The organism is Bacillus sp. FSL K6-0138 (assembly GCF_037982765.1).
GTDB lineage: Bacteria > Bacillota > Bacilli > Bacillales > Bacillaceae > Bacillus > Bacillus glycinifermentans.
In genome coordinates, this window is record NZ_CP150286.1 from 3,446,778 (window position 1) to 3,460,858 (window position 14,081).

General features: G+C 48.3%; 15 protein-coding genes. 10 read left to right on the forward strand and 5 right to left on the reverse strand.

What is annotated here, in order from left to right; genetic code table 11:
• Positions 1–57: 57 nt before the first annotated feature.
• Together MHB78_RS18255 and MHB78_RS18260 are read right to left on the reverse strand one after the other, a co-directional pair.
• On the reverse strand, positions 58–411 hold the full coding sequence (locus MHB78_RS18255; protein WP_046129758.1) for a YlbF family regulator: 354 nt from the start codon (positions 409–411) through the stop codon (positions 58–60).
• A gap of 107 nt (positions 412–518) precedes the next feature.
• Positions 519–1,649, reverse strand: coding sequence for a DUF445 family protein (locus MHB78_RS18260; protein WP_046129773.1), 1,131 nt, complete (start codon positions 1,647–1,649; stop codon positions 519–521).
• A 258-nt stretch (positions 1,650–1,907) separates the two neighbouring features.
• Between MHB78_RS18260 and MHB78_RS18265 the strand changes: the two genes are divergently transcribed.
• The 5 genes from MHB78_RS18265 to ugpC all read left to right on the forward strand — a co-directional run bounded on the left by MHB78_RS18265 (position 1,908) and on the right by ugpC (position 6,826).
• Positions 1,908–2,993, forward strand: a complete 1,086-nt coding sequence (locus MHB78_RS18265; RefSeq protein ID WP_046129757.1) for a YheC/YheD family protein — start codon at positions 1,908–1,910, stop codon at positions 2,991–2,993.
• Positions 2,990–4,342 carry a YheC/YheD family protein gene (locus MHB78_RS18270; protein ID WP_046129756.1) on the forward strand — a complete coding sequence of 451 codons (1,353 nt, stop codon included), beginning with the start codon at positions 2,990–2,992 and terminating at the stop codon, positions 4,340–4,342. The genes MHB78_RS18265 and MHB78_RS18270 overlap by 4 nt, the downstream gene beginning before the upstream one ends.
• Positions 4,343–4,495: 153 nt before the next feature.
• On the forward strand, positions 4,496–4,705 hold the full coding sequence (locus tag MHB78_RS18275) for a YheE family protein (protein WP_046129755.1): 210 nt from the start codon (positions 4,496–4,498) through the stop codon (positions 4,703–4,705).
• A 21-nt stretch (positions 4,706–4,726) separates the two neighbouring features.
• Positions 4,727–5,611 (forward strand): helix-turn-helix domain-containing protein, encoded by an 885-nt coding sequence (locus MHB78_RS18280; protein WP_046129754.1) that lies wholly within the window; start codon positions 4,727–4,729, stop codon positions 5,609–5,611.
• 108 nt (positions 5,612–5,719) lie between these two features.
• Positions 5,720–6,826 (forward strand): sn-glycerol-3-phosphate ABC transporter ATP-binding protein UgpC, encoded by a 1,107-nt coding sequence (gene ugpC, locus MHB78_RS18285; RefSeq protein ID WP_046129753.1) that lies wholly within the window; start codon positions 5,720–5,722, stop codon positions 6,824–6,826.
• 37 nt (positions 6,827–6,863) lie between these two features.
• Here ugpC and MHB78_RS18290 read toward each other — a convergent pair whose 3' ends face one another.
• Positions 6,864–7,085 (reverse strand): hypothetical protein, encoded by a 222-nt coding sequence (locus MHB78_RS18290; RefSeq protein WP_046129752.1) that lies wholly within the window; start codon positions 7,083–7,085, stop codon positions 6,864–6,866.
• A gap of 221 nt (positions 7,086–7,306) precedes the next feature.
• Between MHB78_RS18290 and MHB78_RS18295 the strand changes: the two genes are divergently transcribed.
• The 3 genes from MHB78_RS18295 to MHB78_RS18305 all read left to right on the forward strand — a co-directional run bounded on the left by MHB78_RS18295 (position 7,307) and on the right by MHB78_RS18305 (position 8,415).
• Complete coding sequence (locus tag MHB78_RS18295) at positions 7,307–7,507, forward strand: alpha/beta-type small acid-soluble spore protein (RefSeq protein WP_046129751.1); 201 nt, start codon at positions 7,307–7,309, stop codon at positions 7,505–7,507.
• Positions 7,508–7,626: 119 nt separating this feature from the next.
• Complete coding sequence (locus MHB78_RS18300) at positions 7,627–7,770, forward strand: hypothetical protein (RefSeq protein ID WP_164918138.1); 144 nt, start codon at positions 7,627–7,629, stop codon at positions 7,768–7,770.
• Positions 7,771–7,794: 24 nt separating this feature from the next.
• A complete protein-coding gene (locus tag MHB78_RS18305) occupies positions 7,795–8,415 on the forward strand; it encodes an NAD(P)H-binding protein (RefSeq protein ID WP_046129750.1) in 621 nt (206 codons plus the stop codon).
• Between the two features lie 10 nt (positions 8,416–8,425).
• On the opposite strand, the gene MHB78_RS18310 is transcribed toward MHB78_RS18305, so the two are convergent.
• Both MHB78_RS18310 and MHB78_RS18315 read right to left on the reverse strand, forming a co-directional pair.
• Positions 8,426–10,447: an ABC transporter ATP-binding protein gene (locus MHB78_RS18310; protein ID WP_046129749.1), complete on the reverse strand. Its 2,022-nt coding sequence runs from the start codon at positions 10,445–10,447 to the stop codon at positions 8,426–8,428.
• Complete coding sequence (locus MHB78_RS18315) at positions 10,444–12,198, reverse strand: ABC transporter transmembrane domain-containing protein (protein ID WP_046129748.1); 1,755 nt, start codon at positions 12,196–12,198, stop codon at positions 10,444–10,446. The genes MHB78_RS18310 and MHB78_RS18315 overlap by 4 nt, the downstream gene beginning before the upstream one ends.
• Positions 12,199–12,745: 547 nt before the next feature.
• On the opposite strand from MHB78_RS18315, the gene MHB78_RS18320 reads away from it, so the two are divergent.
• Entirely contained in the window at positions 12,746–13,240 is a 495-nt protein-coding gene (locus MHB78_RS18320) for a universal stress protein (protein ID WP_046129746.1), read from the forward strand.
• A gap of 582 nt (positions 13,241–13,822) precedes the next feature.
• Complete coding sequence (locus tag MHB78_RS18325) at positions 13,823–14,071, forward strand: hypothetical protein (protein ID WP_046129745.1); 249 nt, start codon at positions 13,823–13,825, stop codon at positions 14,069–14,071.
• Positions 14,072–14,081: the final 10 nt, after the last annotated feature.

The following is a 14,081-nucleotide window of genomic DNA, read 5'->3' on the forward strand; positions in this document are numbered from 1 at the left end:
CTGGATCGGCTGCACATAAAAAAACCCCCGCTTTTCAATGGAAAGCGGGGGTTTTGATCAGCTTTCAGGATGTCCGTAAAGCTCTTCGAGCGGTTTCATGATGATTTTGTTTAATTCGGCAATCAGCATGCTCATCCGCTGTTCTGCATCCATCAGCTTTGAAATTTTCTCGTGTTGCTGAACAAGTGCCACAGATTTTTGCGCTTGTTCAACTTCTTCCTGGGAGATCATTTCACCATTCATCTGTTTTTGCTGAAGTCTTAGCTGGATATCGCGAAAATTGTCAAACATCCTTTTTGCCGAAGGATCAGCATTTACATCATCGTAAAGGCCCTTCAATTGAGAGTATTCATCGCTTTGGCGCAAGGCTTTTTCCAAATCGTAAGCCGAGTCGTATAAATTGACCGTCATGTTTCATACGCTCCTTTCCTGCCGCATTCTTATGGATATGGCACCACTCCACTATAACAGACTATGGAGCGTTTTTCACAGTTATACTTTCAATTCCGTTTCCATCTTTAAAACAGAATGACAAAAACGGCTTGAATCGCCCCGATGATTCCGCCGAGCAGCCCGCCCAAATACGTAATCATTTTAAATTCGCGCTTGGAAATCGACAGAACCATTTCTTCCAGCCGTTCAACCGGAAAGTTGTCGACCTGCTCCTTAACGATGTCTTCGAGACGAAGCTGTTTCAGCACGTCATCAAGATGGCGGCACGCCGCGTCAAGCAAACGGCCGGTCACCTCCGGCAGGCGCTTTGCTGCATCCGTTTCAAACATGGAGACGTACGACCCCGTTGTTCTTTCGAAAAATGGCGCGAGGGAAAACCTTGTCATGATCTTTTTCTTCACATTCATGATGAGGTTTTCCAGGTTCCATTTTTCATCGGCTTCTTTAAACGAGTACTCTTTCAGCTTGTCCCATTCGTTTTGCAGCAGATCTGTTAAAAGCCGGGCGGTTTCATCGTTTTTCAAAAACTTCAGGATCTCCGGCCGGACGCGGTCAACGAGGCTGCTGTTTCCTAAAAACATCTGCACCATGCTGCCGATCATGCCGCGCTCCTTCAGAAAATCGTCAATCATATTGCCAAGCCGGCTTTTTCCTGCTTCGCTTTCAAAGTAGCTGACAGCCCGCTCTAAAATATAGTCTGACACCATCGGGAGTTTTTCGCTCAGCTTGTCCTGGGCTTCTTTTGGGATCAGGTCTTTCAATGGTTCGTTTTTATATGTCGCCAAATAAGCGGATAGCTTTTCATCCGTCCATTTGTTTACAAATTGATCCGCTTTCTGAGCTGCATTGGTCACCCCGATCGCTTCAAGCGCTTCTGCAACGGTCATCTGTGATTCGCTTGCAGCTGAAATCAGCCGTTCGCCCAGCTGTACCGCCTGTTTCTGGACTGCGTCAGAGGCCAGCTTTTTTTTGATTCCTTCGGTTGTCAGCAGATGGTTGACGACCATTTGTCCCATCTGCCTCGCCAATTCGTCGCGCCGCTTCGGAATCAATCCGGGAGTAAAAGGGATCCTCTTCCCGAATATGTAATGCGCCTTATAAGGGCGAAAAAGCATTTGAATCGCAAAATGATTCGTCACAGCTCCGATCAGAGCGCCGATGACGATCATGAAAATAAAAGTACCGACAACATTCATTCTTTCCACTGCCTTCCGTTTCACCTGACTTGTTACATAGACTGCATTTCTCAACGGCCATCTATGCATATCGTTATTATAGTAGCTGAACAAAAGACGGGCAAATTCGGGAATGATACGGGCGCGACAAAAATAGAATGGGTCAGGTGGATATTTTTGAAAAGCTTCTGTTCGCGAGTGGCAGAGCCCGAACCATGGAATGCGAATCATGATACAGGAGTTCATGTACAGGAGGGTTTTTAACAAGGAGGAATAAGCATGATGACGCTTGGATTTATGTCGCTGTCCCATCAGCATGAAAAAGCCTATGCCGAAGAATTGGCGAAAAAGGCTTCAGATTACGGAATCGGTTTTATCCGGTTTACTCCTTTGGATATTTCCCCGGGATCCATGCTTGTGAAAGCATTGACCTACCACCCGAAATCGGGACAGTGGAACGAGGTTGAACGCGAAATCCCCGAGCTGATCTATGACCGCTGTTTCTACGGCAGAAACCAGCAGTCGAAAAAAGCGAAGCCGATCGTGGAATGGCTGAAAAAATACCCGAAAACAGAATTTCTCGGACTCGGACTTCCCGAAAAATGGACGGTCTACAATGCGTTGAAAGCGGACCCTGTCCTTCAGGCTTACCTGCCGCCGACATCGCTCGCCGCAAGCGCGCAGGCCGTCCTTCGGCGGCTGGCGAAAGAGAAATCGTGCATCTTGAAGCCGGCATACGGCTCCGGAGGCCGGGGAATCATTCACCTTGAGCTTTCCGGGAAAACGGTGAAAGCCGCCTACCAGGTCGGAAAGCATAAGCAAATCAAATCATTTTCAAAACAGGCTTCTTTTGAAACATGGTGCAAAAAAGTCCTTCAGCACCGCTACCTTTTGCAAACGTTTCTCGACATCCAAGATAAAGACGGGTATCCGTGCGACATCAGGCTGTTATTGCAGAAAAACGGCTCCGGCGAATGGGAGACCGTCGGAAAAACGGTGAGACGAAGCTATCAGCACGGACTGCTCACCAACTTGGCCGGAGATTCCGAATCCGTAAGCTTTGACAGCTGGCTGTCAAGTGTTCCGAAAAAACGGCAGGCCGTCCTTCTCGACGATTTAGATACGATCGCAAACGCCGTCCCCCATGCGCTCGAATCAGGGCACGGCCCATTGTTCGAGCTCGGCCTTGATATTTGTTTGACGAAAGACGGGAAGGTCTGGCTCCTCGACGTCAATTCAAAGCCGGGGAAAAAAGCGTTTTTACAGCATTCTCCTGAAAACAGGGAACTTTTATACAACGGGCCCCTCGAATATTGCTCCTTTTTGGCGGCATCGCGGGACAAGAAAGGAGTTGGAAGGAAATGAACGCTAAAACGCTGACGGTCGGGATTCACCAAAACAGCGAAAACATGATGCTGCTTCCGGCTTCTTACAAACAGGAAGGCCTGTTGTACGCCGCTTTCGGAACGACTGTTGAAAGGTGTCATGTTTCCTTTGAGAGCGACTTGAAGCAAACCGTTTTGCTTTCTGAAAACCTGTATAAAAATTTACGGATTCCATACCGCGGAAAAGCGGCATTGCTGTTTCACGACAGCACCGTCTATATCGGCCCTTTAATCGGCATTTTCACCGCCGGCTTCACAAAGTCGGAACTTGCGCCGGTCAGGGGGCGCTCTTTGTTTTTTTCAAAGCTTTTGACGATGGATCTTCCGGCCGGAGGCTACTGCTACATGTTCGGCGCCCACCAGATTCAGTGGGAGGACGGAACGGTGCGCGGCCTTATTTTTCGGGAAAATGGCTGGCAGGAAGTGATCGTTCCCCTCCCAAATGTCGTATATGACAGATTGCCGAATAGGCAATCTGAGGATGAAGACGCCTTGCAGGAAACGAAAGCCCGGCTGATGAACGAGTACCGCATTCCGTGGTTCAATCCCGGCTTCTTTAACAAATGGGACATATACGAATCCTTGCGGGAAGACGAAAGAACGGAACCGCTCCTTCCGTACTCGGTTCTTGCGCCGTCGGCAAAAAAACTCGACGACATGGTCGCCCAATACGGCACGGTCTATGTGAAACCGGCCAACGGCAGCCTTGGAAACGGAATTTTCCAGCTATCCAGACAAGGGGAAAACGGGCTCCTTGCCAGGCATGCGGAGGGTGACAAATCTTATTCATCTGCGGACCTATTTTTGAATGACATACAAAAGCGAAAAGAAGAAATCCCGTATATCGCACAGCAGGGAATTGAACTGATCAGGATTGACGGCCACCCGGCCGATTTCAGAGTCCATACGAACAAAAACAGAAAAGGCACATGGACGGTTACGGCGATCGCCGTCAAAATCGCGGAAAGGGGCGGGATTACAACCCATATGTCAAAGGGCGGCGTCGTGAAAACGCTAGCCCAAATCTATGATGATCCGAAAGAACGGCTTCATATTCTGCAAAAGCTGACAAAAACGGCCCTATTGATCAGCAGTGTAATCGATGAAAAAACGGAAGGCTTTATCGGGGAAATCGGTTTTGATCTTGGAATGGACGAATCGAAAAACGTCTGGATGTTTGAAGCCAACTCCCGGCCCGGGCGGGCAATCTTCGCCCATCCCGGTTTAACATCCGTCAGCCGGCTGACGAAAAGAATGAATTTTGAATACGCTTCTTACTTAACCGAGCAATCGATCCTTTTTCCCGAGAAGCTGTGGCAAAACTCTTAAGCCGCGGAGAACACGACTCTTCGCGGCATTTTTCTATGAAAAGAGCCCTATGATCTTTCCTGTGAATAAGATACAATGATAACAAATCAAACGTCTAGTTAGCAGCTTGGTTCGGCGGATCGTTTTGAAATCGATGAAGGAGCGTGGCACTTTATGATTTCTCACTTTCAATGGAAACCGTTGTTTAAAAAAGAAAAACTGCCCGGCTGGAAAATCTCGTTTTACCATAAAGGAACGCATTATGAAGGGATTTATCATCAATCAGGGGAAATCGAATGGGGAAGCGTCTATCCGCCGCACGATGATGAACCATCGCTTAAAAGCGAAATTCATGAGTTAATGCTCTTCCATATTTACGAGTAAACAGAAAAGGAAGTTTTTCAAATGCTGGAAAAATTAAAAGCTTTGTACGGGGAACGGCTGGTCGCTTCCGGATCGGTTCCAAAACATCAAGCACTCTGGTTTCAAACGGACGACGGAGAGACATTCGGCGTCTTGAAAGAGGCGGTTACCGATCGGGAAAAACGGCTGCTTTTCGCTTTGTTCCGGCCTTTTTATGAACCGCATCCATCGGAATTGACGCCCCGTGAGAAAGAATGGCACCGGTATTTTTTCGAAAATGCCCCGTTGGAAAACCCGCAAAACGCTCAGTTCGTCCAAGGGCATTTTTTCAAAATGAAACATTCCCCCGAAGAAAGATACGCTATAAAGGAAGCGGTCAGCGGATTTTTCGAACGCCCTCTCGTGGTGTGGTACAGCCTTCATGAAGCCTTGATCATTCATGAAGATCCGTCACCGTCCCTTTCCAAACAGCAGCTCACAGAGCTTGCGGACGCGCTGACAAGCGATTTTTTGGCAAATCCCGTCTTTTTCAGCGGCCAGCTTCATCACATCAACGCTTCGCTTCGGGAAAAAATCGGCTTTGAGAAACAGATGTTTCAGCATATTCTGGCGAATCACGATCACGGCAGCGTCTCCTCTTTTTATCAGTTCCTTCCGTCTTTTATGACGGCAAAGCCGGGGAAAATCAAGACGGGGGCGTTTTCGGATCTGGTTAAAGACGCGCTGTCAGACTCTGAGACAGCGCAGACCATCAAGACGTATATGAAGTGCAACCTGAATGCCTCCCTGACGGCGAAGCGGCTGTTTATCCACCGAAACAGCCTGCAGTACAGAATCGACAGATTTATCGACAAAACGGCAATCGATATCAGACAGTTTGAAGAAGCTTGCGCCGTCTACATGATCATGAATGCATTGGCACGCTAAACAGCAAAGTGCACGAATCCAAATTGTGCATCATGTCCATTTACACGAATGATTCAATTTTATAAACTGAAAACAAATAAAAGCGCTTACATAAAAAGGGGGAGAAACATGGCAGAGCTTGTGCTGGACCGGATTTACAAAGTGTACGACAATAAAGTGACAGCTGTGGACAATTTTAATCTTCATATAGAAGACAAAGAATTTATCGTGTTTGTCGGACCTTCAGGCTGCGGAAAATCGACAACGCTCAGAATGATTGCCGGCCTTGAAGAAATTACGGAAGGCGAATTCACCATCGACGGAAAGCGGATGAATGATGTCGCTCCGAAGGACCGCGACATCGCGATGGTGTTCCAGAATTATGCGCTCTATCCGCATATGAACGTCTATGACAATATGGCGTTCGGCTTAAAACTTAGAAAATTTCCGAAGGATGAAATCAAGCGACGGGTTCATGAAGCCGCCAAAATTTTAGGCCTTGAACAGTATTTGGACAGAAAGCCGAAGGCGCTTTCCGGAGGCCAGCGCCAGCGGGTCGCATTGGGACGCGCCATCGTCCGCGACGCCAAAGTGTTTTTGATGGATGAGCCTTTATCAAACCTTGACGCCAAACTGCGGGTTCAGATGCGCGCAGAAATCACCAAGCTCCACCAGCGCCTGCAAACGACGACGATCTATGTCACGCATGACCAGACAGAGGCGATGACGATGGCGACGAGGCTCGTTGTCATGAAAGACGGCGTCATCCAGCAGGTCGGCGCTCCGAAAGAGGTCTATGAAAACCCGGAAAACGTGTTTGTCGGCGGTTTTATCGGCTCTCCGGCAATGAACTTTTTCACCGGCAAGCTCACGGAAAAAACCTTTACATTCGGCGATGTTTCCGTTCTTGTTCCTGAAGGGAAAATGAAAATTTTGCGCGCGAAAGGCTACGTCGGAAAAGAAATCATCATGGGCATCAGGCCTGAGGACATTCATGACGAGCCAGTCTTCATCGAAGCCTCGAAGGAGTCAAAAATCGATGCAGCTATTGAAGTTGCTGAACTGATGGGCGCCGAAACAATGCTTTACTCCCAGGCCGGCGGCCAGCCGTTCATCGCAAGGGTCGATTCGCGGACCGACGTCCAGGCAGGCGATACGCTTGCTCTTGCTTTTGACATGAATAAATCGCACTTCTTTGATAAAGAAACAGAGCTCCGCATCCGCTCTGAAGGATGACGGACAGGAAATAAAGTTGACCGAAGCTTAGCACCCGCTATCCTTCGGTCAATTCAATTTCAACCCTTTCATCGTAAGAACAGTCTTGGCATGTATATAAATGAATACAGCTCGTTTCTTTCCGCATAAAAGAATCAAACTCCATATACGGGCTGTAAGGGCCGTAAAAATCGGTCACTCTCCCGGCATCGGCCATTTCGCTGCCGCACCTCGGGCAAATCCTTGCCTCGGCCAGCATTCCATTGCACACAGGACACATGTGGCATCCTCCTTGCTTTTTCCCTTAGCTTTCCCCTTCCGCTTAAATTTCACCTTTCAACATTTACCAGATTGATTTATGCATGGATTTCGCTCCAATCCATCATAATACGTAGTACAAGGCAGCATTGGGCTCAGCCAGAGAGGCAGCGGCTTTCAGCCGCAAGCTGGTGCAAATCCAGCCGGCCCAACCACACTAATTGATAAAGGAGTTTGAAAAGAATGGCTAACCAAAATTCTTCAAATCAGCTGCTTGTACCCGGAGCCGCTCAAGCGATCGATCAAATGAAAAACGAAATCGCTTCCGAGTTCGGCGTAAACCTTGGCGCTGAAACAACTTCACGCGCAAACGGTTCCGTCGGCGGAGAAATTACAAAACGTCTCGTTGCTCAAGCTCAAGCTTCTATGGGCGGACAACAATAATCATCAACTTCATATCATGGCTAAAGCAGAAGGTGCACTATTGCACCTTCTTTTTGCATGGGAAAATCCCGCACCCGTCTTCTCTGGTTTTCATATGCTGATAGAAAGGAGGAGTCGGCATGCAGCTTGTCGCAAGCATAAACTGGGAACTGCTTCAATTTGTCGGGATTTCCCTCTTGCACGAATATGTCGTCAATATTCGGCCGTTTTATGCGGCTTATCGCTTTCCTTGGACTTTTTCTTTCGGCCGATCTGACGTATGATAGACCAAATGGGAGGGATACGTCATGAAGATTGCGCTTTTTGGAGGTACAGGCCGTGTCGGACGAGCTTTTCTAAATCGGCTTGCAGAAGACGGCAGACATTCCGTCTACGCTCTTGTCCGCTCAGAGCATCCAAATCTGCCGAATACATGCTGCCGGACGCTTTCGGGAAACGCAAGAAACCCGGATGACGTTCAAGCTTTAATAAGAGAAGCCGACATCGTTGTCAGCTGTTTAAATACAGATGGAGACGATACATTGACCGTCTCCACCCAAAACATTATACGCGCCATGAATGAACAAAACAAAAAAAGGCTGATCACAATCGGAACCGCCGGAATTTTAAATTCGAGGCAACATCCGTCACTTTACCGCTTTGAATCAGATGAATCAAAAAGGCGCTCAACTCGTGCGGCAAAAGAGCATGCCGACGTGTATGAGCGCCTCGTGAAAACAGATCTGGACTGGACAATCGTCTGCCCGACCTATCTTCCCGATGGTCCGGCAAGTGAAAGGTACCGGGTTGAGCGTGATTTCTTGCCGATCAATGGAAAAGAGATTACAACCGGCGACACCGCCCACTTTCTTTACACGCAACTTGAAAGCGGCCGGTTTATCCGCGCACGGGCCGGACTGGCTTATTGAACGCCGGGGCTCACCCCACAAGCGTTCCCCGGCCTTTTTGGAGCTCATACATTTGATAATATTGCCCTTTTTGTTTCATGAGCTCCTCATGATTGCCCTTTTCGATGATTTGCCCTTTATCAAGCACAAGAATTTGATCAGCGTTTTTGATGGTTGACAGCCTGTGGGCGATGATAAAGGTCGTGCGCCCTTTTTTGACAACGTCAAGCGCCTTTTGGATCACGGCTTCTGTTTCGGTATCGATATTGGCCGTTGCCTCGTCCAGCACGAGAATGGCCGGATCAAAGGCGAGCGCCCTTGCAAATGAAATGAGCTGCCTCTCCCCCGAGGAGAGGGTGCTGCCTTTTTCAATAACCGGCTCGTCAAAGCCTTCAGGCAAATGGGCAAGCAGTTTGTCAGCCCCTACATGCATTAATGCGGCTTCAATCTGCTCTTTTGTGATCTCTTCATTCTCAAGGCTGACATTCGAAGCAATCGTACCGGCAAACAGGTAGGGGTCCTGAAGCACGATGCCCATATGCTGTCTGATGTCCTGCCGCGGCCGATCATAAATGCTTGTTCCATCGATTTTGACATCGCCTTTTTGGATATCGTAAAAGCGGAAAAGAACGTTCATAATCGAGCTTTTGCCTGATCCCGTATGACCGACCAAGGCAACGGTTTCACCCTGTTTCGCCTCGAACGAAATGTTTTTTAATACATATTCACCGTCATCGCCGTACCGAAATGAGACATCCTCGAACACAACATGCCCTTTCACGCTGTCTCCGCTCGTTTCTCCAACATCGACACCCGGTTCATCCAAAAGCCGGAATACACGCTCAGATGATACCCTTGCAAGCTCAAGCTTCGGAAATTGGTTGACGATCCCGGTAATCGGCTCAAACAGCCGGGTCACGTAATCGACAAATGCATAAAGAACGCCGATCGAAATCATCCCTTCTGCATTGAGCGCAGCTCCTCCGAAGTACCAGATTAAAACAGCGATCATGACTTTTTGCAGAACGCCGACAAGGTTATGCGACATCAGCGAATTCAAATTGAGCATTTTGTTTTGATAACGAAAGTGGCTGTCGTTTAATTCTTCAAATTCGCGCATGATGTCCTTTTGGCGGCGGAATGCCTGAATGATCGGCATTCCTTGAATCGCCTCATTCATGTTGGCGTTAATCTCGCTGTTGATCGATCTGAGTTTATGATTGAAGCCTGACGCAAATTTGCGGTAGAAGGCCGCCCAAACCGCAATCAGCGGCAATATGATCAGGCAGGGGGCCGCAAGTCGGGCATCAAGCATGAACAAGGCTGCAAAAATCCCGGCCAGATATATCATGTTGGTCACAAACGTCGACAGGACGGTAACGTACAGGTCGCGGATCGCTTCCGTATCATTCGTTACCCGCGCGACAATCTTGCCGGCCGGCAAATTGTCAAAATAGCGTACAGGCAGCCTTTGAATGTTGGCAAAAACATCCTGGCGCATCTTCTGAATAATGCGGTTGGCGCTCATCTGCAAAAGATAGAATTGCCCGTAATGAAAAAAGATCGAGACGATGAGAAGTCCGAGGTACAGCAATACGAGCGATAAAAGCCCTTTGATTTCAGGTTCATAAAACGAGAAAACTTCAGACGCCGACAGCCGGACGGCCGGAAAGGATTCAGTCTGTCCTCCACCCGTGATTCGCAATGCTCCGTCCTCTGCCGTCCTTTTTCCATCAAAAGGAACGGCCTCATCTACGAAATAATATGCCATGCCGACTTGGAAAACGCGGACTTCCTTCCGCTTGTTAAGCGTTGAATCTGCTCTGTCCTCCCTGACGTATTCCTTTCCTTTATAGGAAACTGTATACTCGCTCTTTTCCGAGACTTCATACCACGGTTTTTCAATCCCTAAAATATGGTCGTCAATCATTTTTTTTCCGATCATCGGCCCTGTCAGTTCGGCTGCGACGGCCACCGCGAGCATCAAGAGGGCGCAGATCAAAATGCGTTTATAAGAAAGTGCATATTGAAAAAGCCGTTTTCCGGTCTTCATGCCACAGTCCCCCCTTCTTCCCCTGAAGGCAGCTTCTGTGCTTCATACTGCTCAAAATACCAACCTTTCCCTTCGATCAGCTCTTCATGCGTTCCCCGCTCTAAGATTTTGCCGCCCTCCAGGACAAGGATGAAATCGGCATGCTCGACCGCTGACATACGGTGCGAGGTAATAATGGTTGTTTTTCCTTTCCGATTCTGGCGGATGTTTTCGATAATCGCCGCTTCCGTTTTCGCATCCACCGCTGACAGCGAATCGTCCAAAATTAAAATATGGGGGTTGGCGATCAACGCTCTCGCAATCGAAATCCGCTGCTTTTGTCCGCCTGATAATGCCACTCCCTTCTCGCCGACCATCGTTTCAAGCCCCTCGGATAAAAGCTCAATATCCTTTTCCAAATGGGCGGCCCGAATCACGTCCTCTACCTCCTGTTCTTTTGCCCGTAATCCGCCGAATAAAATGTTCTCTTTTACCGTTTTTGAAAACAGCACATGATCCTGGGGCACGTATCCGATCCAGCTGTACAGCTCATCAAGCGGCAGACGCCCGATCGGCACACCGGAAATGCTGATCGTCCCCTCCCCTTCCGGATACTGTCGCAAAAGCTGTTTGATCAATGTCGTTTTTCCGCTCCCCGTCTTCCCTACGATTCCAACGGTCTGTCCCTTTAAAACCGTGAATGAAATCCCCGAAAGATTGCGCGAGCTTGAGCGTGGGTACGTAAAACTGACCTTGTCAAAGACGATATCTCCGGGTTCTGCAGTTTCAGGATGCGGTGCTTCTTTCACATCAGGCTGATAGCGAAGCGTTTCATTTACCCTGTCGAGCGATGCATTCCCTCTCTGCATAATATTGATCAGCTCGCCAATCGCGAACATCGGCCAGATCAGCATCCCCAAGTATACGTTGAAGGAGACGAGCTCCCCGAGCGTAAGCTGGTTGCGGAATACAAGGTAAGCCCCATACCCCAAACCGATTAAATAGCTGATTCCGACAAGCAGCTTCACCGTCGGCTCGAACAGCGAATCGATCAGCGCGACTTTCATGTTTTTTTGATAAACATCGGCCGTCATGCTGTTAAACCGCCTGACATCGTTTTTCTCCTGAACATATGCCCTGATCACCCGTACACCTGATACGGATTCAAGCACCTGATCATTTAGATCGCCAAACGCTTTCTGCGCCTCTGTAAAACGCTGATGAATTTTTCCTCCGTATATACTGATCGCCGCAGCCATCAACGGAAGGGGAATGATCGATGCAAGCGTCAGCTTCCAGCTGATCAAAAATCCCATCGTAAACAGAATCGTCAGCATAAACATGGTTGAGTCCACAAGCGTCAATATTCCGAAACCCGCCGTCATCGAAATCGCTTTTAAATCGTTTGTCGCCCTCGCCATCAAATCCCCTGTTCGGTTCTTTTCGTAAAACGGGGGCGTCATCTTTAACAAATGCCCCATCAGCTTTGACCGGAGGATTTTTTCGATCAGATTCGCCCCGCCGAACAGCTGATACATCCAGTTGTATGAGAGCGTGTAAACAACGAGCGAGAGCCCGATCAATAAACCGATATAACCGAACATCCGCATCGGCGAAAAAGCGCCTGACTGCATATCGTCAATCGCGTTTCCGAGCAGTTTCGGCGGAAACATCTCAAGTACATTTACGATTAACAACAGGACGATCGCGATCGTATAGCGCCGCCATGCGTTTTTAAAAAACCAGCCGAGCTTCCATAATACAGAAAACATTGATATCCACTCCTTTTTTAGCCGCCTTCAAGCTTTTCCTTACAGTCATTGATCTCGCGTCTAACATGTGGCATAACCCATTCCTCCTTTTGAAATATTCGAAAACCCGGCTGTTTCGGCCGGCTTTTCATCTATATAGAAAAACACTCGCGCTCCGGATCGGAAGACGGAATGTTTTTTCTCTGAAAAAAAAGACACGCCGGTTATGCAGCATGCCTTTTTGACATAAAAAAGGCGCATGTACGAAAGATGAACGTGACATGCGCCTTTCCTCTATTGTTTAAATGGAAAAAGTCAATCAAGAGTCGGAAGGTATAGAGCCGTCACGCTGCGATTCAGTTGTCCGTTATGTGATGCATTGATTTTCCTGATCATGACGTTACCCTCCATTCTTATTAATATTTTCCATCTTATAGCACGGCCTTTTATTTGTCAATTTGATTTTTCATCAATCGGAAGACTTTCGATTCATATTCCCGCAATTTCGTTAGATTTTTGAGAAAGCGGGTAAATGTAAGTAAATCCATTCTGGAAAGGAATGATCAATGTGTTCAAGGCTGACCGGATCATTGTCGCGTTCGACGGAAAAAACGATAGTAAAAAAGCGCTTAAAAAAGCGATCGACCTCTCCAAAAGGCTCGGCGCCGAACTGACGGTCGCTCACGTCCATGAACCGAGGCAAACCATGGTAAACGAACAAAGGCCGGCCGCAGGCACGGCTTACATTTACGGCGGCATTCCAAGCGTTCCCCCTGTCCCGCATGATTCAGACGTTGCCGGAGAACCCGTCATTTATGAGGACAGTGCCGAAGAAGCGATCGCAGCGGCAAAAATCATCTTAAACGAGCATCAGCTTGACGCGGAAATCGAAATTTTGGAAGGCGACCCGGCAAATGCCGTTCTCAAACACGCCGAACACATCGGCGCCGATCTCGTCATCACGGGAAGCCGCGACCAAAACCGCTTAAAAAAACTGCTGTTCGGAAGCGTCAGCGATAAGATTACCGCCAAGTCGGAAATCCCGGTGCTGATCGTGAAGTAAGAGAGGCCGGATGTTTTTCCGGCCTCTTTCTCTTAAAATCTTCATTTTTATCAATCCGACCTCCCAAAACGACTGCGATCAACACCCGATTTAATGACGGCATTTACTGCAGAAAAACTCCCCACTCTCCCAGTATGTTCCGAGACTATTAAATCTATTCATTCCTCATATTACACAAGACCCCCCGAACCTTTCCTTTTGGAGCACCCGACACTACCCTGTATCTTCGCCGGACCGGAGTCCTCTTGTCCATGATCTTTAGCGGCCCTACGGCCAAATCCAAATCAAGGAAAATAGGCTTTCACATCAGTAACAATCACCTAACAAGTCTCATAGTTTGATCTTGAAAGTGCCCGGGGTATTTCGTTCATTTTCTAGTTTTTTTGTGTTCTGATGTTTTTGAAAAACTGTTTTTAATATGGGGAGGATTATATCAATGCAACATTTTCATGACGAACTGCAATCATTGGGAATGGATCATTTCCATGTGGATGGGATGACGGCCTTGGATCCTGGACGTCACCATGAGAATATGAATGCGAAACACTGTGCAAGCTGCTGGAGTCACGGAAGCTGTGCGAGTTGCTGGAGCTGCGGAAGCTGTGCGAGCTGTTGGAGTTGTTCGAGCTGCTGGAGCTGTTCAAGCTGTTGGAGCTGTTCAAGCTGCTGGAGCTGTTCAAGCTGCTGGAGCTGTGCGAGCTGTTCAAGCTGCTGGAGCTGTGCGAGCTGTTGGAGCTGCGCCGGTCATTGCTGCGGAAGCTGCTGGCACGGTGGCATGTATTAGAAGGAGACTGCCCCTGCCGATATGCCGCAGGGGTTCCTTTATCATAATGGACGAACA